Here is a 21,004-nt window from a genome sequence, read left to right on the forward strand (position 1 = left end):
CCAGCCAGTTGCTGAATCGGGGCCGCTCTGCGCCCCTTCGCGGGCTCGCCCGCTCCCACAAATACGGCGCAAGCTCCCAGAACTGCGCGGTCCCTGTGGGAGCTGGCTTGCCTGCGATGGGCTGCGCAGCAGCCCCCTTTCCGCTAACTGCCTGACACGAGCATCTGAACCTTCTTTCTCATTACAGGATTCAACCATGACCGGAAGCAATTTCATTGGCGGCCAGCGCAGCGCCACCGGCAGCGTGCGCCTGCAAAGCCTCGACGCGCGCACCGGCGAAGCCCTTCCGCAGGCCTTTGCCCAAGCCACCCCGGAGGAAGTGGACGCCGCCGCCCAGGCTGCCGAAGCGGCCTTCGCCGAATACAACGCCCTGGCGCCGCAGCGCCGTGCGCAGTTCCTTGATGCCATTGCCGACCAGCTGGATGCGCTGGACGACAGTTTTGTCGCCACCGTGTGCCGCGAAACCGCACTGCCGGCCGGGCGCATCCAGGGCGAACGCGCGCGTACCAGCAACCAGATGCGCTTGTTCGCCTCGGTGCTTCGTCGTGGCGACTACCTGGGTGCGCGCATCGACCGCGCCCAACCCCAGCGTCAGCCGCTGCCGCGCCCTGACCTGCGCCAGTACCGCACCGGCGTCGGCCCGGTAGCCGTGTTCGGCGCCAGCAACTTCCCGCTGGCCTTCTCCACTGCTGGGGGGGATACCGCCGCAGCGTTGGCCGCTGGTTGCCCGGTGGTGGTGAAGGCGCACAGCGGCCACATGGCCACTGCCGAACGGGTCGCCGAGGCCATCGAGCGGGCGGTAGTAGCCACCGGCATGCCCGCGGGCGTGTTCAACATGATCTACGGTGCCGGTGTCGGCGAAGCGCTGGTGCGCCACCCGGCGATCCAGGCCGTGGGCTTCACCGGTTCGCTCAAGGGCGGCCGTGCGCTGTGCGAGCTGGCTGCAGCGCGCCCGCAGCCGATTCCGGTGTTCGCCGAAATGAGCAGCATCAACCCGGTGCTGGTCTTGCCTGAGGCCTTGCAGGCCAGGGGCGAGCAGGTGGCCAGGGAGCTGGCCGGTTCGGTGGTGCTGGGCTGCGGGCAGTTCTGCACCAACCCCGGGCTGGTCATCGGTATTGCCGGCGAGGCGTTCAGCAACTTCCTGGCGGCCCTTGGTGCGCAGCTGGCCGACCAGCCCGGGCAGACCATGCTCAATGCCGGTACATTGCGCAGCTATGCCCAGGGCGTGCAACGCCTGCACCAGCACCCGGGCGTGCGTCATCTGGCCGGCGCCGACCAGGCTGGCGACCAGGCGCAGGCGCAGCTGTTCCAGGCGGATGTGAGCCTGCTGCTTGACGGTGATGCGTTGCTTCAGGAGGAGGTGTTCGGGCCGGCCACGGTGGCCGTGGCGGTGGCCGACGAAGCCGAACTGCGCCGCGCGCTGCAAGCCTTGCACGGGCAGCTGACGGCGACGCTGATTGCCGAGCCACAAGACCTGCAGCGCTTCGCCGCGCTGGTGCCGCTGCTGCAGCGCAAGGCCGGGCGCCTGCTGGTCAATGGTTACCCGACCGGTGTCGAAGTGTGCGATGCCATGGTGCATGGCGGGCCATACCCGGCCACGTCCGATGCCCGTGGGACCTCGGTCGGCACCTTGGCCATCGACCGCTTCCTGCGGCCGGTGTGCTACCAGGACTACCCGGATGCGCTGCTGCCCGACGCCCTGAAAAACGCCAACCCGCTGGGCCTGCAACGCCTGGTCGACGGCCAGCATAGCCGCGAGGCGCTGGCCTGACGCCAATGGCTTCGGCGTGGTACCGCTGCACCCGCCCGGGTAGGCCCGGGCGGGTTGTCAGATATGCGGCCAGAACGCCAGCAGCAGTCCACCAGCGATAAGCAGGGCGCCACTGTAGCGGCGCCAGGCCGCGCCCAACCGCAACACTTTCTCCGCCAGAACCAGCATCGCCAGCGCGGCCATGCCCCACAGGCTCATGGCGCCAACCACCAGCAGCACCAGCATCAGCGCCCAGCAGCAACCGATGCAGTACAGGCCATGCTGCAACCCCAGCCTCCAGGCGCCGCCAAGGCCCGGGCGTACATGGTGCTGAAGAAAGAACAGCGGGCTCTGGCAATGCTCCAGGCAAGCGGCCTTGCCCTGGCTCATCTGGTAGCCACCGGCCAGCAGAAGCAGTAGCGCACCCATGAGCGGTGGCAGGCGCAGGGTCATGGGATCGAGCCAGCCAAGCCATTCGCCAAGGGCTTGCAGCAGGGTCATCAGCAGGGCGAAGCCACACCAGAGCAGCGCATAGGCCGCGCAGAACAGCAGCAGCTTGAATGGGCCGGCGCTGTCGCGCACCAGGCAGCGTCGGTAAAGCAGGAACACCGGCAGGGCGGCCGGCAGCATCATCGCCTGCATCATCGCCAACCACATCAGCAGGGTCAGCGCGCCCTGGCGCGACCACCAGGCGGTGGGTGGCATCTGCATCTCGCCCATCGCCGCCATGGTCGTTGCCTGCTTGACGTGCCACCACCAACCCAGCGCGCTGATCATCAGCACCAGCGCGCCGGTCAGCAGCGCGCCCGGGGCTGGCCAGCGACTAGCTGCGGATGATGCCATTTGGCCCCATATCCAGGTCGTAGAGCATGGCGTTGCGCCCGGCATAGTCCAGCTTCACCGCCCCGGAGCAGTTGAAGGTGGCGCTGGCGCAATCCGTCTCGCCGAACTCGAAGCCCTCTGGCAGTACCAGCCTGGCCCGGTGCACCGATCCGTCCACGGGGTTGCGGATCGGCTCGGCCCGGCCATCCAGCACCCCGGGCACGTGGATGCTGGCGGTCAGTGCGGCGCGGTCGGTGTGCACCTCAACCGGCACGAACTGCGGTGCGTGCATGGTCTGCACCGTGCTGGCAAAAATGGCGAAGAAGGCCGTGGGTTCCTGCTCCTGGCCGCTGAGAATGGTCAGCAATGCCTGGCGCTGGGCATCACTGGCGCGTTCATCAATAAAGGCCTGGCATTGCCCACCGCCTTCGTGGATGGGCCCAGGCCAGGCGAAGGTGCAGGCCACATTCAAGCCGGCCAGCGACACCTCGTCGAAGTACCCCTCCTCGATGTGATAGCCCACTGCCGCTTCGCAAGTGCCATGGGTGGGCAAGGCATTGAACTGGCAGGGGCAGCCATAATCGCAGTTGCAAAGGTCGACCCCTGCGCCGCGCAATCGCCAATCGACATAGGCCATGATCCTATCCTCGCAAACAAGTGCCACTTGTTAGTTTAGTTCCGGATCATGCCGCCATATTTAGATAGATTCGGCATCTGACGCGGGCCATATAAAACCACTGCTTCAAAGCATCGGCCTTCTCAGTCAGATGGGGCAGTGCGGGATTCACGGTCAATGTCCTCCGGCCAATGAACCTTGGGTGCCAGGCAATGCATGTGGCTCAGGCCATCGTCATCGTTCCAGTCACGGGGTGGATGTACGAACTTCGGCAGGGCTTCGGGGCCTTGCTGCATGAATAGTCGGGCGATAGCCCAGTAGGCTTCGCCTTGGTACAGGTCATAGGTGAAGAACACACGGTCGATAACTTCGTTGGTTTCCGGGTTGCGGACCGACAGCATGACGTTTTCGATCAGGCCACCGTGGCCGGGGGCGTAGACTCGGTAGACTTCGGCGGTTACATCGTCCCAGTTGTAGGCGACCGGTTTGACGCCCCAGCGTTTGCGACTGAAGATGAAGATACGGTCATATCGAAACTCATAAATGTATATCTTTTGGCGGAGTCGATTGAAGCGAATTGGCTCATCTCTAGGCGTAACCAGATCAAGTCTGACATAGGGAATCAAAGCCCATAGTATTGCCGGAGGAAAAATTATTGATATGTTTATTAGCCAATCGCGCTGCCAACCGTCATGCAAAAGACCCCAGTAGAGGCAAAGCGTCAATCCCAGAATAAAAATCAACCCCGGAATCCCAACTAAAAATATGACACCTCGGAGGATAATGCTACTCCGAGGTAACTCGAGATAAACATCATCGAGGTAGTTGGGCGACGGCTTGACACTCGTCCACACTTCCCGCCACTTTGGAACTTCATGCACCGTGGGAAGGTCATGGCTCCAGCCTAAAGCGCGCTCGCACAAAACTTTATCATCACGCTTCACTCGCTAATCTCCCTGGCACAAATCTCAATGTACCCACTTGGCATCTAGGCAGAGCGTGTAGCAGCTTGCCGTAGGGCCTAGCTGTGCAGGGGCCTTGCGGGAACAGTGAGGCTGCCGCAACCTATGGCAGCCTATACCCTCTAGGCCCAGGAGCATCGGCCCTCTCATTCAGATGGGGCAGTACGGGATTCGCGGTCAATATCCTCCGGCCAATGAACCTTGGGTGCCAGGCAATGCATGTGGCTCAGGCCATCGTCGTCGTTCCAGTCACGGGGTGGGTGCACGAACTCCGGCAGGGCTTCGGGGCCTTGCTGCATGAATAGCCGGGCGATGGCCCAGTAGGCTTCGCCGTGGTAGAGGTCGTGAGTGAAGAACACGCGGTCGATAACTTCGTTGGTTTCCGGGTTGCGTACCGACAGCATGACGTTCTCGATCAGGCCGCCGTGGCCGGGGGCGTAGACTCGGTAGACTTCGGCGGTTACGTCGTCCCAGTTGTAGGCGACCGGTTTGACGCCCCAGTGTTTATGACTGAACAGATAGATGTAGTGAAATCTGAATTGATAGAGATAGATTTTGCGTCGTAGGCGATTGAAGCGAATGGGTTCGTCCCGTGGGAGCAATAGGTCCATTTTTACATATGTCGCAGTAGCCCACATGCCAATCAAGATCGCTAACGATGAGAGGATGTCAATGCCCCAATTATTCGACCAGTAGATACCAAAAAACCTCCAATGCATGTAGATTAATGCGCCCACAGAAAAAACCAGAATTGGTCCCCCTATCAGCACTGTGACACCACGCAAACTGACAGTAGATCGGGGAAGCTCCAGGAACACATCATCACAGTAGTTTGGTGGCGGATCTATATCTTCAAAGCTTAAACGCGGAACTTCATCCGAACTGACACCAGGCAGATCATGACTCCAACACAGAGCTCGCTCCGAAAGGATTCTGGGCTTGATCTTCATTCATTAGCTTCCTTAATGCAGACCTCAACATATGCGTCTGGCAGCCTTCTATCCGGCCAATAACTTATCAGCAGTGTCGCGGCTCTAATAGTATGCGGCCCAATCGTAGCCATCAGATTCACAGTGCCCGTAATTTCTAGCCAAGACATATGCGGCTCATTTCGGCTAGGCGACCGTCGTATTTTTTTAACTAAAATATCACTCTTATAATCGGGCAACCTCGGCTGAAAAAAGTCATGGAATGTTGCCGCTTTGGTAAGCGCCTCGGCTCGAACAGGTTGGTACTCATCAAGAACGACAGCCTCTCCGCCACTGAAGTCGGGGAAGGTTCCGTCACCATGACGATGTACCACAAGCGTCAAACGATAGGCCGAATGCTCACCACGGTATTTGGGCAATATGATTTGGAATTTTAATTTTTGCTCTAATTCCAAGCTAAGCAATCCACCAATCTTAGAAGTGGTCGGGTCGCTTAAACGCTTGGATTCGAAATGAACCGCCGTATATACGCCGAGCGTGGCGGCATTCAGCTCTGCAAACGCTATGTCTGCATATTCAGGTGTCTTCCAAGACACGACCGGATTTTCATCGTTAGTTCCAAAGCAGCAGCGTCGTACCCAGCGCTCTAATGCATTAGATTCGCTTTCTTCAGCTGACTTGGCAAATGCGTAAGCGATGAGAGCCAGTACGATAGCCAGACCTAAAGGCCCTAACAGGACGGGTTTGAATATTGCGTAGACAAACATGCCAGTTGAAGAGACGTACACAAGACCTGCACCAAAATAATTCCTCGCTGCTAGGTTGTCCCCAGCTGCTCGTGTACGTTTAGCAGCAGAAAATGCTTGTACCGTATCCAAAACCCCGGTTATTGCACCTATCATCGCACCGATTTTTATCAGCGATACTCCAGTTTCTGAGGCGCCCCTAGCCCACGATTTTCCAGTATGCTTAGCACTTGAGCTCAACAAGAGCCCAATTAGCTCGATACTCCCTCCCAACACTCCCAAGTACGATCCTTGCAACGCCAACTTGGCCTCATGCGCCTTCGGCCCAATCTCCGTTTCCGCCTTTTCCTGATTCCTGCCCAGGCTGTCCTGCTGCAGATACAACCCGCCTGTCGCCAGCAGAACCTCCCAGCTGCCAGCAATCCCGCGCAACCCGGAAAAACCGGTTCTAACCAATCGGGCCGCCTGCTGCGTCGTGATCTTCATCCCCTGCAACAACCTGCGCGCATCGGTTTCCAACGTCCCCGCTGCCACCGAGATATCCACCAAGGCAAGCTGTGCCGCGCTGCTCGCCTGGGTTACCCCCATGCTGGTCTCCTTGAACAACCGGCCATGCACTTCCTCGGCCTTGCCCTCGACCCACACCGTCACGCTGATCATCGTATTGGTGAACCGCGGGTCGAGCACGGCCAGGCTCATCAGCCCGTGCTGGATGATCGGCCGCACCTTGCGCATGGCCTTCATCGAGCCAAACTCGAAGTCATCGATATTGCGGCGCATCCGGTCCCGCGCCTCGGCGATCGACGCGTTGGCCTTATGCTGCAACTCCCGGAGGTGGGCGCTCTGCAAGGCGTAGTACTCGCCCAGCTTCATCTTCACTTCCAGCTCGATCAGGTGGACGCCGTTGTAGAGAAACTGCGTGGCACTGTTCAAATGCCGCACAGCCTTCTGAATACCAGGTGACAAACATGGCGCCAGCCGCTGACTGGCCGCATTGAGTGCGCTCTGCGTTTCAGCAATGGCCTGCTTGAGGGTATTGCGCATGCGCAAGCCGGCGTCATCGCTGGCGATGATCTTGCTCAGCATGCCGTAAAGCTTGTCGCTGTCGTTCCAGCTGATCGCTTCTGTGGCGGAGAAACTGGGCAGCAGCCCGGCCAGCAGTGCCTGGTCGCGCATCAGCAAGGCACGGTAGGGCGGGCTGTCAGGGTCCTGCAGCCATTTCAGCCAGAGCAGTTCGCTGGTGCCGGAAGCGGGAACATGCGGTTCAAGGCGGGGGACGACAGCTTCCGTAACCCCACCGCCCAGGCACAGGGCCATGGTCTTGGCGTAGGCCACCCCGGACTCACGATCATTACCGTCGTAGTCGTACGCCTCGGCCACCTTGAACATGGGCGTATCGAACAAGGCAACGTACGCCTGCGCGTCCTTGTCGATGTAACGCTGAAACTCACGTTCCTGCTGCTCATAGTCAGCCTGGAACGCGGCCCGCTGCGGTTCGTGGTAGCGCTCTTCAAGCCGCTCGTCACTCTCCTGCTGCGCACGCTCGACCAACAGCTGCCGCTCGACTGCCGGGTCGGTGAACACCGGCGGCCCATCACCCGTCATCGGTTCCAGCGACGGCACCTTCTGCGCCGCCCATTCCCTGTGCGTGGCGCGAATGATCTGCAGGATCTGCGAGGTCTGCAGCTGATAGGCGCGCATCGGTTCTTCACGCCAGGCCTGACGCTTCAGTACCCAGTTCAGCCGCTGATGGTTGTACTCCTGAATCAGCCCGACGGTGTCGTCGAGCACCACTGCCAGCACGCCGTTTTCCAGCTTGTGCCGGTTGATCGCATTGACCAGATACCCTCGCAGGGCGAACCGGCGCAACCAGCGGCTGTGGAAGCCATGCGCACTGTCGAAGGGGGCACAGCCATGCTGGGCGTACTCGAACACCTGCTGGTCGACCCCAAGCTTATCGGGCGTCATGGCGATGCCCAGCAGTTCGGGATTGTTGCGGGCCTGGATCAGGTCTAGACCTTCGAAGCGGTGGGCGGGCGCCTCCCCCCTCTTGTAGGCGTTCAGCACGCTCACCGGCCAAGGATCGCTGGAGAAGGCCAGCCAGGCGCTGGTGTACCTGCCGGTATCGAGGTTGAGAAAGGCCGAAGGAATGTCGTGATCTGCGTTCACGCATTTTTCGGGCAGCGGCGAAGGCGGGCCTTCTGGCGGCTCGTAGGGGTTGAAGCGGCGCAGATGACCTTGCTCGCTGACGGCATAGGCATGCCAGACCTGCTGGTCGAGCAGCACATACAGGAAGCCCCTGCGCAAGGTGCGCAAGCCGATCTTTGTCGAGATATGCCGGTTATCCGCCACGGTGGAGACACACTCGGGGCGGGTATCGGGCACCAGGGCGCGGCGCAGCGGCAGGATCGGCAGGCCCTGGCGCTCGCAGAACATGCACTGGTCGTGCGGCAGCCCGGCTTCGGCGATCGCGAGGGCAATACGTTGGCTGATGGTCATGAGCGATCCTCGTGTTGGACAGGTCCTTGTCGACCCCTGAACACTAACGGGGAATCGCTTTCCAGAGAGGCTTTGGGCTTCCCAAAACCTTGTAGGAAACGTCTCTGAATAATGGTTTAGCTCTATATGGGGCCATGATCGGTACCCCGGCCTTTTGCGCCACCTGTCGAGCCCAAGGCACTGCTGCTGGCCGTTTTCCGTCCGATCTGTATGCGCGATCAATGCGCAAACCCAGGAGAACTTCCATGGCAAACGATCAGAAAGACCCCGGCCTCGAGCAAACCGAATCCCAGCCCGGCAGCGGTGACGGAGAGGTCCCGCTACCTTCGGATGACGAAGGCCCGATCGAGGAGGAGATGGAGGACGTGCAGGCCAACAATTCGGTTTCTGCCGAGCACCCGCAGCCTCGCTGACGGGATTTGGCCGGAACGAATGCGGTTCACACCTTTCTTGCGAGGTATGCAGCGATGAGCCCCGATCCGAATGCCCAAGGCGGCACGAACCCGGACCTGCCCACTTCACCTGACCCGGCCGTTGACCCCGACCGCCCGACCATACCCGACCCTGACGACGACCCGCTCATGAACGAAGAAGAGGGTGGTGATTGGCAGGAGGAAGACAGCTTGGCTGATGACGGCAGGCAGAGCGTGGAGCAGCCTGCGGTGGACCTGGATCAGCGCAGGGAATGACCATTGATAGGGCAGAGCCCTGTGGGAGCGGGTTTACCCGCGATGAATCCAACGCGGTGCATGGCACCGGCTGCGCCGGTGTTCGCGGGCATGCCCGCTCCCACAGGTACTGTGGCTGCCTTGAAGGCTGTGGTGATCCTGTGGGAGCGGGCGTGCCCGCGAAGAATCCAGCGCGGTGGCTGGCACCGGCTGCGCCGGTGTTCGCGGGTGAACCCGCTCCCACAGGTACTGCGGCTGCCTTGAAGGTTGTGGTAATCCTGTGGGAGCGGGCGTGCCCGCGAAGAATCCAACGCGGTGCATGGCACCGGCTACGCCGGTGTTCGCGGGCACGCCCGCTCCCACAGGTACTGCATCTGCCTTGAAGGCTGTAGTGATCCTGTAGGAGCTGGCTTGCCTGCGATGGGCTGCGCAGCAGCCCCAATCGACGCAGCCCTGGCATGCGCGCTGGCGTATCACCCCCGTCGCAACGCAGCCGCCAGCCCCACGGTCAGGATCACGGCACAAAGCATGGCCAGGCTGATGGCAATTGCGACACCCCAGGCATCGAGCAGCCCTGCCAACACCAGATAAAACGCGATCACCCCCACCGCCCCGATCGCATTGCCCCGCACCATCGCCGCCATTCCGGCACGGCCATTCTGCACATGGGCGAACACCACCAGCGGCCAGGCAATCACCGGGATCGGCGCCAGCATGCCGCTGGCCGTCGGGCCCAGCCAGTTGGCCAGGCTTGTGATGACCATCAGCAACGAAGTGGCAGACACCATGCGCAGAGGGATTTCCCAAAATCGATGCCGGGGCCGGACCAGAGTGTCCGGCCTGGGCTCGCGGCCGCTGGCGCGTATCAGCACGCCGATCAGCACCAGCGCCACGGCAATCGACAGGTACAGGTTGCCCCCGTGGGTAAACGCGTAGGCCGCGACGCCATAGCAAAGCATCGCCAGCAATACGGCCCAGCCGATGCCGAGCCTGCGTGTGGCGAGCAGGTAGAAGGTGTACGTGGCCTGCACCGCCGCCAGGCCGCCCAGCGCGCCGGGCACCGCACCCAAGGCAAAGGCCGTGCCCTGTTCCAGGCACAGGAAGGTCATTACCAAGGCCGAAGTGATCGGAAGGCCGGACAGCAACCCACCGAGCAGGCCGCCCCAGCGACGCGAGGCGAGAGAGATGGCCCACATCAGGAGCGGGGTGACGATCAGCTTGAGGTAGAACAGGGTCATCGCAGGTCTATCCATATGTGCGAAAGGTGCGCCCGCCGTCGATATTGGTAGGGCGCAGATGAATCAGCTGCGGCTGGCCTCCAGCGCCTGGGCCAGGTCGGCGATGATGTCGTCGCTGTGCTCGATGCCGATCGACAGGCGCACCATGTCCCGTGGCACGCCGGCCTTTTCCAGTTCCTCGTCATTGAGCTGGCGGTGGGTGGTGGAGGCGGGGTGGCAGGCCAGCGACTTGGCGTCGCCGATGTTCACCAGGCGCACCACCAGCTGCAATGCATCGATGAAGCGCGCGCCGGCCGCCTGGCCGCCCTTGATGCCGAACGACAGGATCGACGCCGGCTTGCCGCCGGTGTAGCGCCGGGCCAGTTCATGCTCGGGGTGGTCGGGCAGCCCTGCATATTTCACCCACGCCACCTGCTCGTGCGCTTGCAGGTAGCGGGCGACCTTCAGCGCGTTCTCGGTGTGGCGCTCCATGCGCAGGGCCAAGGTTTCCAGGCCTTGCAGGATCAGGAAGGCATTGAACGGCGACAGCGCGGCACCGGTGTTGCGCAACGGCACCACGCGGCAGCGGCCGATGAAGGCGGCGGCGCCGAAGGCCTCGGTGTAGGTGACGCCATGGTAGGACGGGTCGGGGGTGTTGAGCAGGGCGAAGCGCTCCTTGTTGTCCGCCCATGGGAACTTGCCGGAGTCGATGACGATGCCGCCGATGCTGGTGCCATGGCCGCCGATGTACTTGGTCAGCGAGTGCACGACGATATCGGCACCGTGCTCGAACGGCCGGCACAGCACCGGGGTGGCCACGGTGTTGTCGACGATCAGCGGCACACCATGGCGGTGGGCGGCCTCGGCCAGCGCGGCGATGTCGACGATATTGCCGGCAGGGTTGCCGATGGACTCGCAGAACACCGCCTTGGTGCGCGAATCGATCAGCGCTTCGAGGGCGGCGATGTCGTCATGGGCGGCGAAGCGGGTATGGATGCCCATGCGCGGCAGGGTGTGGGCCAGCAGGTTGTAGGTGCCGCCGTACAGCTTGGCCACCGAGACAATGTTGTCGCCGGCCTCGGCGACGGTCTGGATGGCATAGGTGATGGCCGCCATGCCCGAGGCCACCGCCAGCGCGCCAACCCCGCCCTCCAGGGCGGCCATGCGCTGCTCGAGCACGTCGTTGGTGGGGTTCATGATGCGCGAGTAGATGTTGCCGGCCACCTTCAGGTCGAACAGGTCGGCGCCGTGCTGGGTGTCGTCGAAGGCGAAGGAGGTGGTCTGGTAGATCGGTACGGCCACTGCCCGGGTGGTCGGGTCGGGGCTGAAGCCTGCGTGGATAGCGAGGGTTTCCAGCTTCATGCAATCGTTCCTTGAGCGTGGGTGGAGCGATCGAGCATGTGGTGGGTGGAGGGTGTGGGTCAAGCGTGAACTGGCGATGGGCTGCCCGGCAGCAGCCCATCGCATCCACGGGCGCTGCTACTCGTCCTGTCGGCGCACGTGCATCACCCACTGGCCTGCATACCAAGCGCCGCCTACCGCGATCAGGCCTGCTACTGCGCGCCAGTCACGGAAGAACAGTCGCATCGCATTGATGGTGGGCGGTGCGTCGCTGCTGCGGACGAAGATGCGGATGCGTGAGGGTTGTGGTGCGGGATCGGTCTCCTCGCTGCGGTGCTGCAACTGCGACGCCGGGCGCAGGCCCTCTTGGATGATCAGGTAGTCACGGCCCTGCTGCTCCATGCGGGCGTTGATGTTGCCCTTCTTCAACTGTTCGACCAGGCCCTTGGTGACGCTTTCGAGTTGTCGATCCACGGTATGGACGAAGTTCAGCAACTGGGCGCCAGTCACATTGGGCTCGGCGAGAAACGCCAGCGGGCCGGCGTCGATGGTGGCGATGTCTATGGGTTTGTTCATTTTCAGCTCCTTGCCGAATCCGGCGATAGCCAGGCCGGCGCGTTGCTGCGCGCCGGCCGCAGGCTCAGGCGTGTTCGAGAACCCTGCCAAGGCGTTCCTGGCGAGCAGCGATCAACCGTTGGGTTGCCTCGTAGGAGACCTTGGTCACCTGGGTGTAGGTGAGCGTCAGTTTGATATTGGCGCCATCCATGCGCGCAGTAGCCGTTGCGCAGTTCATGCCACTGGGGAACTGGATCTGCATTGGCCCGACTACAACGTTGCTGCTGATGACTTCACCCAGCTGTACCTTCTGGAACAGCCCCAGGTAGTACGTGGGCGTCACCTTGAACTGGGCCTGTCCGCCACCGACCACATCCGGCTTGAACACCGAACCCTGCCCGCTCATGCCGATACCCAGGTTGGCAGGCAAGTTCGATTTGTTGTTGATCTGGATGCTGTCTCCGGGCGCGGAGCCGCTACCCAGCACCAGTTGCTGGACGTTGTCCTTGAACACACAGTCCCAGACCGATCCGAGCTGCGTCGACAGCGTCTGGCTGGCCTTGTACACCCCGACGCCACCGACCTGCCGATAGTTGGCAATCACCACGTTGTAGTCGATGGTCCACTCCACCCCGCTGTAGCCCTGGGTGGGCACGGTGGTCTGCTTCCACGACACGCTGTCGAGCCCTACCGAGCTTGGCAAGGTCTGGTAGACCGCGAGGGTCCAGGTATCGTTGGTCTGGTTATCGAAGTCGACATAGTAGTCAGTGCTCATGATGCTCTCCTTGTCATGTGGGCCGAGGGCATGGGGTCACGCGCTCGGCCCAGTGACAGGAGCATCGATCATGCCAAGCTGCTGATCGCTTGTTTTCCAACCAGTTAGGTTGAAAAACAAGGGGGCGGGTGGACGTTTTCGTCCACCTCGGGGTGCTCGCGGCGGACGCATCCGACCACCTCAACCAAGGGGCGCCCTGGCGTAGCACAAACGGCTCGGACGCACCTTCATCCGCACCAGCGACAGCAGGAAGCCGAACCCGCACTGGTTGGGGTCCAGCACCGGTACGTAGCAGCCAAGGTCCTGCTCGATGAGCTTCGACAAGCGCTCGGCGACACCCATGAAGCCGGTACAGCCAAGCAACAGTGCCTGCGCGCCGTCCTCTTTGATGGCCGCCAGCCCGGCTTGCAATGCCTTGACCAGTACCACCTCGACATTACCCAGCTGGGCCACCGGGCAGTCGATGGAACGGATGGAGACAAAATTGATGCTCTGGCCGTAATTGGCCACATGGCCGCGTTGCAGGGCCAGGGTGCTCTGCAGGATGGTGATGATGGAAAACCGCTGACACAACCCCAGGGCACTGAACGCGGAGGTGGGGAAGCCGCCAATGATCGGGATATCGATCACTTCGCGGGCAGGCTCCACGCCGCACATGTCGAAATCGCTCAGCCAGATGCCGTCGAACCCCTGCTGCTCAAGGTGCTGGGCCAGGCGCACCACTGCCAGGGCGTTCTCGGCGAGATTCAGCCGGTTCTGGATACACGGGCTGCCCTGATCGATGTTGTACACCTGGACCTCGACATCCGGGGGCACCACTGGGGCTATCGAGGCCAGCAGGCCCTCGTTGTAATCGCTGCAGTTGACCGGCGCGAGAACCGCAATGCGCAGGCTCATGGTCGTAGCTCCTGCAGTTGCTCGATGCTTCGGTAGGCGCCCATGTAGCCCAGGTCTGCCAGCAACTGCTCGAAGCTCCACGCGATCAACCCACCGGGCTGGCGTAGCGGCGCCGCCGCCTGCCAGCCGATCAGGCAGGCAGGGCGCCCGGCATAGCTCGGGTCCAGCGAGCCATCGGCGCGCACCAGGTCGCCGTTGGAGGCCAGTGCCGGCCCCGCACCTTCGAAGAACCAGGCAATGCTGTCCGGGGCCATGGCCAGCGGTTGCGGCTGGTGCTTGTCCCACAGCAACAGCGACTCGTTCTCGTAGCACAGGCGCAAGCTTCCTTCGTGGCTGTCGAGGTCGATGCGGCCGATGTCGAAGCCGCCCTGGGTAGTCACGCCAGCATGGGTCAGGCGCGCATTGCGAGACAGGCACCGAGCCATCAGGCCGAACTGGCCAAGCCAGTCGAGCACGGCCTGGCAAGTGTGCAGCTGCCCCGCAGCCAGGGCTCTGCCCAGCGCCAGGGCGCGGCTGAGGGTGCCGCGCATCGGCAGCGCGGAAGGCAGCTGGTCGGGGCTCATGCACCATAGCGCCAGGCCACCGAACTCACCGAACGCCGGCGAGCCGACCACAGGGCGCAACATTTGCTCGGCGATCACATTGGCGTTTTCAGCGTACCCCTGGGCCTTGGCCGGCGGCGTCACATTCAGCTCCACCACCAGTCCGCCCTGGCTGACCACGAACGCCGGCCGCGGCGGTATACCAGCAGCAGCGAAGGTGAGCATCGGCAATGAGGGCACCGCGCGCCCGGCGCCGTCCGCATCGACCACCGCCAGGCCCAGCTTGGCGGCGGCCAGGCACGCAACCAGAAAGCCCAGCGCGCCGCTTTCCGGCGGCACGACATAGGCAAGCTCGCGGCCCTGTTCATTCAAGCGCTGGCGCAAGCATTCCAGTGCCTGGATCGGCCCGAGGGGGTACTGGCAACGCCCGATCGTTTCCGGTGCACCCATGTACGCCACTACCGCGGCGTCGCCGGCACGGGCCTCATCCACCGTGACCACCCTGACGCGGTCGCGCGGGTAGAATTCCCCGATATTGAACGCGGCCAGCAAGTGCCGGGCCGACGCCAAGGTGCCGCCACCACCACTGCCAAAGAAACAACCACCGTTGATCAACGCTTGCAGATCCTTGTGCTCCAGCTCGAACGCCATGATCGTGCTCCTGCTTTCCGGTTGAGGGGGTCAGCTCGACAAACGTGCCAGCCAGCTACGCACGTTGCTGGCGGGCGGGTAGTCCAGTTGCGGGTCGAGGCCGCGAAGCGCACGCATCAGGATCGACTGCACCTGGGCGCCACGTTCGCTGCGTTCGAGCAACCGGGCCAATTCCAAGGCGGCATGCAGCCGCGCCGGCACCACGCCGAGGGTCAGCGCGGTGGACAAGGCGACGCGCAGGGTCGCCTCGGCTTCGCGGTCGTCGCCAAGCGCCAGCAGCGCCCGGCCGCGTAACAACATCAGTTCGCACAGGTAGGCACGCTCCTGATGGTCCTGGGCCAGGTCCAGGGCGACATCCACCAGTTCCAGGCAGGCCTCTGCGCGCCCGCCCAGCAACAGCACTTCGCCGCGCTTCCAGGCCTGGAAGCCGTGGAACAACAGGCCCCCGTTACGCAGCACATGCTGCTGGTAGCCTTCGGCAATGGCCTGTTCACCGGCTTCGTACTCACCCGATAGGCCCTGGTGATAGCCGCGCAGGATCATGCCCACGCCCCGGTAGAAGGAGAACTCGTGGCGCGCACTGAGCAGTTCCAGCTCGCGGGCCAGGCGCCCGAGTGCATCGCGCTCGCCCAGCACTGCAGCGAGCCAGGCCGCGCCCTGCAGGGCGACCGCGCGGTTGAAGGGGTTGTCGACCGCCTGCTCGGCGCGGGACTGCAAGCGGGCCAGCGCCTGGCGCGCCTGGCTGAACAGGCCCAGCTCGAAGGCGGCCAGGCCTTCGAAAGTGCGGGCAAGGCCCACCAGGTCCAGCCCTTGGTTCGATGGCCAACTGGCCTGGTCGTCCTCCAGCAGCCTGCCGCGCGTCAGGCAGGCCAGGCTTTCCTCGAAATCGCCGAGCCAGAACAGGGTATTGGCCATGGCCAGGTGGGCCTCGATGCGCAGTGCCTCGCCACCGGCTATCTGCGCCTGCTGCAGCATCTGTTGTGCCGTAGCGCGGGCCTCTGCCAGTTCCAGGCCCATCAACAGGGTGGTCCACAGCCCGAACGACACCGACGCCATCTCTTGCGCCTGGCCTTGACGCGCGGCCAAGGCCTGGGCGTCCCGGTAGCTGGCCAGGCTGGTGATGCTCAACCAGCCCTCGATACTGCGAAAGCTAACTCCCAGTAACCGGTGCAACTCAAATTGCAAACGCCACAGGTCTTTGCCCTCGTAGACCCGCTCGGCCACTTCCAGGCCTTTCTGCAAAGGGCCCAGGGCGCCGCGGAAGTCGGCCCCGTCGATCAGCTTGCGGCCTTCGGCCAGGTAGCGCTCCACGGTCAGGCGCAAGTCCTGGCGCAACCGGACCCGCCGCTCGATCACCTTGCGGTTGACCCCCAACAGCTGCGCCGCAGCACTCTTGTTGCCGTTGCAGCGGTTCAGCGCATGCTCTATCAGCAGTGTCTCCACCGCTGCCAGTTTGTCCGGCCCCTCAAGCCCGAGCAGCGCTTCGGCCAGCTCTACGGCAGGCGCCGAGGCGGGCGAGGGCGGTACCAGCAATTGCTCGAGGGTTTCCCGATCGACCAGTGGTGACGGGGCCAGGGTGCCGATGCGATCGATCGAATTGCGCAGTTCGCGCACATTGCCAGGCCAGTCTCGTTGGCACAGCAGCTCCAGCGCTGCTGCATCGAAGCGCAGCGGTCGCCGTTGCTGGCGGCAAAAATGCTCGATCAGGTCCGGGATGTCCTCACGGCGCTCGTTCAGTCCCGGCAGTTCGAGCTCGAACACCGACAAGCGGTAGTACAGGTCTTCGCGAAAGCGCTCCTCGGCCACCAGGCGCTTGAGGTCACGGTGGGTGGCCGCCACCACCCTGCCGCGGAAGCGCCGGTTTTCGCTGCTACCAAGCGGCCGGTACTGCCCGGTTTCCAGCACCCGCAGCAGCTTCGGCTGTAGGGCCAGGGGCAGTTCGCCGATCTCATCGAGGAACAGTGTCCCCGCCCCAGCCATCTGCAGGTGGCCCATGCGCTCGCCAACCGCGCCGGTGAACGCGCCGCGGGCATGGCCAAACAGCTCGGACTCGAGCAGTGGCTCGGGTATTGCCCCGCAGTTGAGGTCGATGAATGGTTTGCCCGGCGCGCTCAGGCGGTGCAGTTGCTGGGCGATGACTTCCTTGCCGGCTCCCGTCGGGCCGAAGATCAGTACCGGCCGGTCGCTCTGCGCCACCCGCCGCAGCAAGGCCTGCAGCGCCTGCATGGCGGGCGAACGGCCAGGCACGCCATCCTCGTCGCCCGGGTGCGTGGTGCACAGTGGCTCCATGAGAATCCATCCTCGTTGGGGTGAGCCAGGCAATGAGGTATAGCAGAACGACGCGGCCGCTGCTGGTGTCCGGGCGGCCACCGGTCAGAACGTCGAAAATGCGCGCGACCAGCCCGCTGGAAACGATGGAAGCGGCGGCCGAGGCCACTGTCTGGTTGATGTTGCTTTCGTGCAACGTCCATGCGGGCCGGCCCTTGCTCCGCCCCGCCAGGCCCTGCCACAGGGTGAAACCGACCAGCAAGGCGATGATCGACATGTTGAACGACCAGCCGATCCGAAGGCCCGCGTACACATTCGAGGGCGTCAGCAGAATGCCCAGCGCTACGCCGGTGAGCACCGCCCCCGGGCTCAGTTCACGTTCGATGCGAACCTGGGGAGGGGCGGTAGACGGGGCAGGTCTCATGGCAATCCCTTGTCGGAGTGGTAAGCGCGCTTTGCACAACTGAGCCACTGATGCCACAAAGGTTCACTGTCGCTTCTGGTTGTGAAAGGTGTCCAGCAACGGCCCGGAAGTGCTAGCGGCTACACCGTCGGGTCTCAAGAAAAGTGCTGCGCACAGGGGCCCGCTTTTGCTGACATTGCCGAATCAAGTGAGATTAGTTAAGTTATCTAAATTCGATAACTTTCCTAAACTCGGTATAAGTCATGGACCCGATCACTAATCCCTATTCCCCGGGAGCAGGCGCGCCGCCGCCGGCATTGGCTGGTCGCGACGCATTACTCAAGCAGGTAAGCATCGCAATCGCCCGCATTCGCCGGGGCCGAGCGGCGAAGAGCGTGCTGATGGTCGGCTTGCGCGGCGTGGGCAAGACTGTACTGCTTGAAAAAATGCGCATTGAAGCCGAAGCCGAGGGCGTTCATGCCATACGCATGGAGGCGCCGGAAAACCGTTCGCTACCCGCGTTGTTGGCGCCTCAACTGCGCTTGGCGCTGCTTCGCCTGAGCCGGGTGGAAGCGGCTCGGGACCTGGCTCAACGGGGGTTGCGAGCCCTTGCCGGTTTTGCAAAGTCGTTGAAGGTTGCCTACGCGGACATAGAAGTAGGCCTGGACCTGGAGCCGGAACCTGGCTTGGCTGATAACGGTGACCTGGAAGGTGACCTGGCGACCTTGCTGGAGGAGGCCGGCAAGGCCGCACAGCGCGCCGACACGGCGCTGGTGATGTTCATCGACGAGTTGCAGTACGTTGCCGAAGATCAGTTGGCCGCGTTGATTACAGCCTTGCATCGCTGTGCCCAGGGCCAGTTACCTGTCACGCTGGTTGGGGCTGGCCTGCCTCAATTGCGCGGGCGTTGTGGTAACGCGAAATCCTATGCGGAGCGACTGTTCGATTTCCCTGAGATCGGCCCGCTTGCTCCTGAGGCCGCAAGGTTTGCGGTAGTACGGCCTGCAGAAGATGAAGGCGTGGAATTCGAAGAGGCGGCGCTGGAAAGTGTGCTGGCACATTCACAGGGCTATCCGTACTTCCTGCAGGAGTGGGGCAAGCATTCATGGGATGTAGCCTCGCAGAGCCCCATCACCAGCGCTGATGTCGAAACCGCTTCAGAGCAGGCGATTGCCACACTGGATGAGAGCTTCTTCCGGGTGCGCTTTGACCGCCTTACGCTTGCGGAAAAGAAGTACCTGCGTGGCATGGCGGATCTGGGGGCCGGCCCTCATCGTTCTGGTGATATCGCGGCCAGCCTGGCGCGGAAGGTTTCCACGCTCGCACCACTGCGCAGTGCATTGATCGAGAAAGGGATGATCTACAGCCCGAACCACGGTGATACGGCGTTCACTGTGCCGCTTTTCGATGAGTTCATGCGGCGTATCATGCCGGGCGATGATTGGCGGATGGGCTAGCCTGCTTTACGGCGCTGCAAGCCGCAACCACAGGCAACGCTCCTCGGCCGGGACGCAAAAGCGTACCCGGCGCGAGCGCACGCACACCACGGTTCATTTCACCCCCGACTGCCCAAACCGCTTGCGATACTCCGCCGGCGTAACCCCCACATGCTTCACGAACGCCCGCCGCAACGTATCCGCATTGGCAAACCCACACAGCGCCGCCACCTGCTTCGGTGGCTCTCGCCCAGTCTCCAGCCGCGCCCGCGCAGCATTTACCCGCGCCAGCTCCACCCACGCGGCCGGGGTCATTCCCACATCACTCTGAAACACCCGCGCAAAATGCCTCGGGCTCAGCCCAACCCGCGCGGCCAGGCTGGCAACCCCGTGGTCCAGTGCAGGGTTGGCGGCCACGTAACGCTGCAACCCCTGCAATGCCGAACGCCCAACCGGTGATGTCCCACCTTGCCGGCTGAACTGCAGCTGCCCGCCAGGCCGCTTGAAGTACATCACCAGGTGCCCGGCCACCTGCCTGGCAATGTCGCGCCCCAGATCCTCTTCGACCAACGTCAGTGCCAGGTCCAACCCGGCCGTTACCCCCGCAGCGGTACGCAGGTTGCCGTCATGTACCTGAATGGCGTCGGCATCCACCTTTACCCGCGGATAACGCTCGGCCAACGGCTGCGCCACCGCCCAATGGGTGGTCACACGCCGTTCATCCAGCAACCCGGCAGCCGCCAGGGCAAACGCCCCCGTGCACACCGAGCCGTAACGCCGGCAAGCGCCCGCGCGTTGCCGCAGCCAGTCGAGAATGCCGGGGCGCAGGTATTGCTCGGCAGCTTGCGGCGTGCCGGCGACCAGCAAGGTGTCGATGGCTTCCAGGTCTTCGCCGATCCAGCCATCGGCGACCAGGCGCGTACCGGATGAGCTCACCAGCGGCCCCGGTTCGCAAGCCAGCAACAGTAGGCGATAGGCGTCACGGCCGGCTTGGCGGTTGGCTTCGGCGAATACATCGAGCGGGCCGCAGGCATCCAGCAGTTGTACGCCGGGCATGGCCAGTATGGCGACCGTGATGGGGGCAGAGGGCATGGTGGCTCCGGGCGTTGCGCCGCAAGTCCGTAATCCGCCGACAATGGCAGTATTTGGCTGTACAAGTCAATTGAGGACATTGGCCCACGACCGCAGACTGGGCTCGTCATCAACCCACCCAGGAGCGACCATGTCCTCATCCATCGCCGGTATCCAGGTGCCCGACAGCGCCATGGCTCGGGAAATCACCGAGCTCGTCCGTGACACGGCTTCCCCTTTGCTGTTCCACCACTCCAGCCGGGTGTTCTACTTCGCAGCCCTTGCCGGGCAGCGGCTGGGGCTGCGTTACGACAGTGAACTGCTGTACGCAGGCTGCATGTTCCATGACATGGGCCTGACCCATCAGCACAGCAGCGATTGCTGCCGCTTCGAGGTGGACGGTGCCAATGCGGCGCGCGATTTCCTCCAGCGCCACGGCGTGGACGAGCGCGATGTCGAACGTGTGTGGACGGCGATCGCGCTGCATACCACGCCGGGTATTCCAGAGCATATGCACCCGCTGATCGCTCTGGTGACTGCGGGGGTGGAGACAGATGTGCTGGGGTTGCACCACGAAGGGCTGGAAATTGCCGCACGGGACGCCGTGGTCCAGGCGCACCCGCGTGGGGAGCGGTTCAAGGAGGCGATCATTCAGGCGTTTTACGACGGCATCCGGCACAAGCCGCATACCACGTTTGGCAACGTGAAGGCGGATGTGATCGCGGACAAGGAGCCTGCATTCCGGCCTGGGAATTTCTGCAGCGTCATTCGGCAGTCCTGCTGGGCGAGCTGAGTAAAGCGGGCTGGTGCTGCCGGTGTTCGCAGGCCCTGGTGCCTGTCAGCTAAACAGATTGGG

General features: G+C 63.0%; 18 protein-coding genes and 1 pseudogene. 5 read left to right on the forward strand and 14 right to left on the reverse strand.

The genetic code is table 11. The annotated features are described in order from the left end of the window. The first annotated feature begins 196 nt into the window (after nucleotides 1-196). On the forward strand, nucleotides 197-1,771 hold the full coding sequence (locus AC2T3R_RS09860; RefSeq protein ID WP_486745003.1) for an aldehyde dehydrogenase (NADP(+)): 1,575 nt from the start codon (nucleotides 197-199) through the stop codon (nucleotides 1,769-1,771). A 57-nt stretch (nucleotides 1,772-1,828) separates the two neighbouring features. Here the strand turns inward: AC2T3R_RS09860 and AC2T3R_RS09865 are convergent, their stop codons facing one another. The 5 genes from AC2T3R_RS09865 to AC2T3R_RS09885 all read right to left on the reverse strand — a co-directional run bounded on the left by AC2T3R_RS09865 (nucleotide 1,829) and on the right by AC2T3R_RS09885 (nucleotide 8,324). After that, nucleotides 1,829-2,593 carry a DUF2182 domain-containing protein gene (locus AC2T3R_RS09865; protein WP_486745004.1) on the reverse strand — a complete coding sequence of 255 codons (765 nt, stop codon included), beginning with the start codon at nucleotides 2,591-2,593 and terminating at the stop codon, nucleotides 1,829-1,831. Continuing rightward, nucleotides 2,574-3,209 (reverse strand): DUF1326 domain-containing protein, encoded by a 636-nt coding sequence (locus AC2T3R_RS09870; RefSeq protein WP_486745005.1) that lies wholly within the window; start codon nucleotides 3,207-3,209, stop codon nucleotides 2,574-2,576. The genes AC2T3R_RS09865 and AC2T3R_RS09870 overlap by 20 nt, the downstream gene beginning before the upstream one ends. 122 nt (nucleotides 3,210-3,331) lie before the next feature. Continuing rightward, on the reverse strand, nucleotides 3,332-4,132 hold the full coding sequence (locus AC2T3R_RS09875) for a DUF6708 domain-containing protein (RefSeq protein ID WP_486745006.1): 801 nt from the start codon (nucleotides 4,130-4,132) through the stop codon (nucleotides 3,332-3,334). Between the two features lie 164 nt (nucleotides 4,133-4,296). After that, nucleotides 4,297-5,100, reverse strand: coding sequence for a DUF6708 domain-containing protein (locus AC2T3R_RS09880; protein ID WP_225903888.1), 804 nt, complete (start codon nucleotides 5,098-5,100; stop codon nucleotides 4,297-4,299). Continuing rightward, nucleotides 5,097-8,324, reverse strand: coding sequence for a T6SS effector BTH_I2691 family protein (locus AC2T3R_RS09885; RefSeq protein WP_486745007.1), 3,228 nt, complete (start codon nucleotides 8,322-8,324; stop codon nucleotides 5,097-5,099). The genes AC2T3R_RS09880 and AC2T3R_RS09885 overlap by 4 nt, the downstream gene beginning before the upstream one ends. A gap of 245 nt (nucleotides 8,325-8,569) precedes the next feature. Between AC2T3R_RS09885 and AC2T3R_RS09890 the strand changes: the two genes are divergently transcribed. Further along, nucleotides 8,570-8,737, forward strand: a complete 168-nt coding sequence (locus tag AC2T3R_RS09890; protein WP_178080719.1) for a hypothetical protein — start codon at nucleotides 8,570-8,572, stop codon at nucleotides 8,735-8,737. Nucleotides 8,738-8,791: 54 nt separating this feature from the next. After that, nucleotides 8,792-9,013 carry a hypothetical protein gene (locus AC2T3R_RS09895; RefSeq protein ID WP_486745008.1) on the forward strand — a complete coding sequence of 74 codons (222 nt, stop codon included), beginning with the start codon at nucleotides 8,792-8,794 and terminating at the stop codon, nucleotides 9,011-9,013. A 452-nt stretch (nucleotides 9,014-9,465) separates the two neighbouring features. Here AC2T3R_RS09895 and AC2T3R_RS09900 read toward each other — a convergent pair whose 3' ends face one another. The 8 genes and pseudogenes from AC2T3R_RS09900 to AC2T3R_RS09935 form a co-directional block, all read right to left on the reverse strand. Then, on the reverse strand, nucleotides 9,466-10,230 hold the full coding sequence (locus tag AC2T3R_RS09900) for a hypothetical protein (RefSeq protein WP_486745009.1): 765 nt from the start codon (nucleotides 10,228-10,230) through the stop codon (nucleotides 9,466-9,468). Nucleotides 10,231-10,293: 63 nt separating this feature from the next. Beyond that, nucleotides 10,294-11,571 carry a bifunctional O-acetylhomoserine aminocarboxypropyltransferase/cysteine synthase gene (locus AC2T3R_RS09905; protein ID WP_486745010.1) on the reverse strand — a complete coding sequence of 426 codons (1,278 nt, stop codon included), beginning with the start codon at nucleotides 11,569-11,571 and terminating at the stop codon, nucleotides 10,294-10,296. Between the two features lie 117 nt (nucleotides 11,572-11,688). Beyond that, the gene (locus tag AC2T3R_RS09910) at nucleotides 11,689-12,126 is read right to left on the reverse strand and encodes a hypothetical protein (RefSeq protein WP_486745011.1); all 438 of its coding nucleotides are present in this window, start codon (nucleotides 12,124-12,126) and stop codon (nucleotides 11,689-11,691) included. Between the two features lie 64 nt (nucleotides 12,127-12,190). Continuing rightward, complete coding sequence (locus AC2T3R_RS09915) at nucleotides 12,191-12,880, reverse strand: hypothetical protein (protein ID WP_486745012.1); 690 nt, start codon at nucleotides 12,878-12,880, stop codon at nucleotides 12,191-12,193. 180 nt (nucleotides 12,881-13,060) lie between these two features. After that, nucleotides 13,061-13,777, reverse strand: a complete 717-nt coding sequence (locus AC2T3R_RS09920; RefSeq protein ID WP_486745013.1) for an aspartate/glutamate racemase family protein — start codon at nucleotides 13,775-13,777, stop codon at nucleotides 13,061-13,063. Beyond that, complete coding sequence (locus AC2T3R_RS09925; protein ID WP_486745014.1) at nucleotides 13,774-14,970, reverse strand: S-methyl thiohydantoin desulfurase domain-containing protein; 1,197 nt, start codon at nucleotides 14,968-14,970, stop codon at nucleotides 13,774-13,776. Before AC2T3R_RS09925 ends, AC2T3R_RS09920 begins: the two co-directional genes overlap by 4 nt. Before the next feature lie 30 nt (nucleotides 14,971-15,000). Next, nucleotides 15,001-17,259 (reverse strand): sigma-54 interaction domain-containing protein, encoded by a 2,259-nt coding sequence (locus AC2T3R_RS09930; RefSeq protein WP_486745015.1) that lies wholly within the window; start codon nucleotides 17,257-17,259, stop codon nucleotides 15,001-15,003. Between the two features lie 22 nt (nucleotides 17,260-17,281). Beyond that, nucleotides 17,282-17,662 (reverse strand): annotated as a pseudogene (locus tag AC2T3R_RS09935) (OPT/YSL family transporter); the annotation flags it as partial. A 242-nt stretch (nucleotides 17,663-17,904) separates the two neighbouring features. Between AC2T3R_RS09935 and AC2T3R_RS09940 the strand changes: the two are divergent. Then, a complete protein-coding gene (locus tag AC2T3R_RS09940) occupies nucleotides 17,905-19,098 on the forward strand; it encodes an ATP-binding protein (protein ID WP_486745016.1) in 1,194 nt (397 codons plus the stop codon). A 93-nt stretch (nucleotides 19,099-19,191) separates the two neighbouring features. Here AC2T3R_RS09940 and AC2T3R_RS09945 read toward each other — a convergent pair whose 3' ends face one another. Then, nucleotides 19,192-20,169 (reverse strand): GlxA family transcriptional regulator, encoded by a 978-nt coding sequence (locus tag AC2T3R_RS09945; protein ID WP_486745017.1) that lies wholly within the window; start codon nucleotides 20,167-20,169, stop codon nucleotides 19,192-19,194. A gap of 130 nt (nucleotides 20,170-20,299) precedes the next feature. Between AC2T3R_RS09945 and AC2T3R_RS09950 the strand changes: the two genes are divergently transcribed. Further along, complete coding sequence (locus AC2T3R_RS09950; RefSeq protein ID WP_047934536.1) at nucleotides 20,300-20,941, forward strand: HD domain-containing protein; 642 nt, start codon at nucleotides 20,300-20,302, stop codon at nucleotides 20,939-20,941. The last annotated feature ends 63 nt before the right edge of the window (nucleotides 20,942-21,004 follow it).

The organism is Pseudomonas sp. PVC-5-1 (assembly GCF_057444345.1).

Bases quoted from the DNA above. Each gene is read 5' to 3' on its own strand.
- AC2T3R_RS09860 (WP_486745003.1), top strand. From the start codon at position 197: ATGACCGGAAGCAATTTCATTGGCGGCCAGCGCAGCGCCACCGGCAGC.
- AC2T3R_RS09865 (WP_486745004.1), bottom strand. From the start codon at position 2,593: ATGGCATCATCCGCAGCTAGTCGCTGGCCAGCCCCGGGCGCGCTGCTG.
- AC2T3R_RS09870 (WP_486745005.1), bottom strand. From the start codon at position 3,209: ATGGCCTATGTCGATTGGCGATTGCGCGGCGCAGGGGTCGACCTTTGC.
- AC2T3R_RS09880 (WP_225903888.1), bottom strand. From the start codon at position 5,100: ATGAAGATCAAGCCCAGAATCCTTTCGGAGCGAGCTCTGTGTTGGAGT.
- AC2T3R_RS09885 (WP_486745007.1), bottom strand. From the start codon at position 8,324: ATGACCATCAGCCAACGTATTGCCCTCGCGATCGCCGAAGCCGGGCTG.
- AC2T3R_RS09890 (WP_178080719.1), top strand. From the start codon at position 8,570: ATGGCAAACGATCAGAAAGACCCCGGCCTCGAGCAAACCGAATCCCAG.
- AC2T3R_RS09895 (WP_486745008.1), top strand. From the start codon at position 8,792: ATGAGCCCCGATCCGAATGCCCAAGGCGGCACGAACCCGGACCTGCCC.
- AC2T3R_RS09900 (WP_486745009.1), bottom strand. From the start codon at position 10,230: ATGACCCTGTTCTACCTCAAGCTGATCGTCACCCCGCTCCTGATGTGG.
- AC2T3R_RS09905 (WP_486745010.1), bottom strand. From the start codon at position 11,571: ATGAAGCTGGAAACCCTCGCTATCCACGCAGGCTTCAGCCCCGACCCG.
- AC2T3R_RS09910 (WP_486745011.1), bottom strand. From the start codon at position 12,126: ATGAACAAACCCATAGACATCGCCACCATCGACGCCGGCCCGCTGGCG.
- AC2T3R_RS09915 (WP_486745012.1), bottom strand. From the start codon at position 12,880: ATGAGCACTGACTACTATGTCGACTTCGATAACCAGACCAACGATACC.
- AC2T3R_RS09920 (WP_486745013.1), bottom strand. From the start codon at position 13,777: ATGAGCCTGCGCATTGCGGTTCTCGCGCCGGTCAACTGCAGCGATTAC.
- AC2T3R_RS09925 (WP_486745014.1), bottom strand. From the start codon at position 14,970: ATGGCGTTCGAGCTGGAGCACAAGGATCTGCAAGCGTTGATCAACGGT.
- AC2T3R_RS09930 (WP_486745015.1), bottom strand. From the start codon at position 17,259: ATGGAGCCACTGTGCACCACGCACCCGGGCGACGAGGATGGCGTGCCT.
- AC2T3R_RS09940 (WP_486745016.1), top strand. From the start codon at position 17,905: ATGGACCCGATCACTAATCCCTATTCCCCGGGAGCAGGCGCGCCGCCG.
- AC2T3R_RS09945 (WP_486745017.1), bottom strand. From the start codon at position 20,169: ATGCCCTCTGCCCCCATCACGGTCGCCATACTGGCCATGCCCGGCGTA.
- AC2T3R_RS09950 (WP_047934536.1), top strand. From the start codon at position 20,300: ATGTCCTCATCCATCGCCGGTATCCAGGTGCCCGACAGCGCCATGGCT.